The organism is Candidatus Symbiopectobacterium sp., assembly GCF_020054415.1.
In the GTDB taxonomy this organism is placed as follows: domain Bacteria; phylum Pseudomonadota; class Gammaproteobacteria; order Enterobacterales; family Enterobacteriaceae; genus Symbiopectobacterium.
Map to the genome: position 1 here is coordinate 1 of NZ_JAHWCO010000641.1, position 2585 is coordinate 2585.

1 protein-coding gene and 2 pseudogenes are annotated in these 2585 nt (G+C 47.5%); 1 reads left to right on the forward strand and 2 read right to left on the reverse strand.

All coding sequences use genetic code 11. From position 1 onward, the window contains the following. Positions 1-195 (reverse strand): annotated as a pseudogene (locus QZ506_RS18635) (hypothetical protein); the annotation flags it as partial. A 51-nt stretch (positions 196-246) separates the two neighbouring features. Here QZ506_RS18635 and QZ506_RS18640 point away from each other — a divergent pair. Next, positions 247-798 (forward strand): annotated as a pseudogene (locus QZ506_RS18640) (malate:quinone oxidoreductase); the annotation flags it as partial. 77 nt (positions 799-875) lie between these two features. Here QZ506_RS18640 and fadL read toward each other — a convergent pair. Then, on the reverse strand, positions 876-2132 hold the full coding sequence (gene fadL / locus QZ506_RS18645) for a long-chain fatty acid transporter FadL (protein ID WP_291973067.1): 1257 nt from the start codon (positions 2130-2132) through the stop codon (positions 876-878). Positions 2133-2585 lie beyond the last annotated feature (453 nt).

Sequence of the window (2585 nt, forward strand, 5' to 3'; positions counted from 1 at the left end):
AGTAATTAAACAGCAGTTACCTATCTGGTTTTGCGAAGACTGATTATTGATGACATGAACGGCATATCGGCCTGCTGAAAAACCTGACGACAAAAATGGCTCACTGAAGCAGAGGGCCTTTTCAGGTTCACCAGGTGCGGAGCTCATCGAGGCGCGGGCATCTCGCCCACATAGACGCGGGATAGATTGAAGCAAGCCCGCCATTAGTCAAAAATCAGTGTTGCAAAAATGGGGGTGACCATAGATTTTGCCACGTTCTCCAGCAAGTTCCTGAAAAATGGTTCACTGTGGGATCTACCGGGCTCTGTCACACTGTCAAGCCTGATGCCAATGACGCATGTTGGGCTGGATAATTTCGATCTGGTTAACTATCTGATCGGACAAGTGATGATGGATGATGACGATCGTTTAGCGGCGCTGAAAGAGTATTTCCCCGACGCCAAAAAGGAAGACTGGCGCTTGGCGGTTGCCGGACAACGGGTTCAGGTTATCAAGAAAGATGCGAATAAAGGTGGGGTACTGAAACTGGGCACCGAGATCGTCAGCTCGCAGGATGGTACTATCGCTGCACTGCTGGGCGCTTCTCTAGGGGCGTCAACCGCAGCACAGATCATGCTGAATTTGCTGGAAAAAGTGTTTAAGCAACAAGTAGCAACACCAGAATGGCAGAGCAAACTGCAGGCGATCGTGCCGTCTTACGGTAAGAAACTGGACGGCGATATTGATCTTACCAACCAGATACGCCGTTACACCAGCTACATGCTGCACCTGAATTACATTGAAGTGAAGCCGGAGTAATACAGCGCAAGCTGTAGCGCTTCAAGCAAAAGATAAAGGCCGCATTAGCGGCCTTTCGTGTAGATCGCTACTGGCGATTAGAAGGTGTAGTTCAGGTTAACGCCGTAAAGCCAAGCGCGGCCTTTGGAGCTGAAGTTGTACTCGACGGCACCCAGCTCAGCAGGTTTTTTTTCAATTATATCAATGCGTTTACCATGCATATAGGATACGCCTATATCCACAGACATATCTTTGTTAAACGCATAGGTTGTCCCCGCGCTTAACCAGAAGCGATCCTGATCGGGAATGGAAATAGAGCGCTTATCGGCAGGAACCGGGCTGTCATCAAACGCGATACCAGCGCGGAACGTCCAGTTATCATCGTGATAATAAGTGGTACCCAACGCCAAGCGGTAGGCATCCCTGAAACCTTCTTCTTTCTTGAACAGTTCGCCGCTACTGCCAGTAGCTCTCAACTCTTTGAAAGTGCTCCAACTGGTTAATGCCATACTGTAATGCACGGCCCATTGTGGAGCGACTCTGTGGTAGGCTGAAACTTCCCACATTTCCGGTAGGTTTAATGTGAGTTTACCCGGAACAGTGACAAAACCGCTCTTTGCACCGGTGTAATCGCCGTTAAAATCGATATCAACTTTAGAACGATAGGTCAGGCCAAATCGGTTATTTTTATCCACTTCATACAGAATACCAGCGTTCCAGCCGTAGCCCCATTCTTTACCTTCTAGGCGTACAATCTCAGTTGAGGCTGGTATGCCTGAGCCTATGGTACCTAACTCACCAGCATGTCGCACGATGGTCGCATCTGCATATACAGCGTTAAAACCCAATCCAAAACTGAAATGTTGATTTAATCGGTAGGCAGCACTTAGGTTCAGGTTAGAAGTTAAAAGATCGGTCTTGCCGCCAATAGATCCAGCGTGATAGCTCTCATTAAACTCCGTCGCTAATCCATAATTGGTGGTAGCTGATGCGCCAATTGCCCATTGCTCATTTAACGGCACAATGAGATGCATATTTGGTACCCAGGCATGTGGCGCAATATTTTTCGCACTAGTGTCTTGGCCGGTTACGGGGCTCGTGCCCGTAATATCAATATCCGGATTAATATACGTCACGCCACCAGAAACCGTGGTGCGATCGAACATTGTCATGGTGGCGGGGTTGCGGCTGCCGGATGTCGCATTATCGGCCACGGCACCTTCGCCAGAAAACGCACGCCCCAACCCGGATGAAGAGTATTCATTGAGTTGGAAGCCTGCGGCGGAAACTTGTGTTGAAACTAGTGCCACTGCTATCGCTACTGCGGAGTGTTTAAACAGGTTTTTCTGGCTCATGACCAAAACCTCATCGTGTACTTGTTATTTGACCTTGTTACATACCGTAACAAGGGACGCGCATTGTAGGGGGGCGCTGGTGGACTGACAAATCAGACAAGTTGGCGAAAGTATAAGTGGGGAGCATGTAAATGTTGCGAGTTTGTGTTATAAATATTTCCATATTAATGTAAAAAACAGACCCAGTTAACACATTCGTTAAGAAATACGCGGTCTACGCTGAGTTAATTTACCTAATAATAACAAAATTATGTGAGATTGATCACTAAATGCACTTACATGCACTAAGTTCTAGTGCTTGGTGGTCCCGCTGGGCTTTGTTGAATAAATAGAACTTTTGGGTAATCATCGGAGCAGATCACCACAGTTGTTTCAAAATCAGGTCTCCATGGCAAAACAAAATTTTAAAATCACCAACTGGCCCTCTTATAACAAGGCCCTCAAGCAGCGCGG

Coding starts and splice junctions, on each gene's coding strand:
- fadL (WP_291973067.1), bottom strand. CDS start 2,132: ATGAGCCAGAAAAACCTGTTTAAACACTCCGCAGTAGCGATAGCAGTG.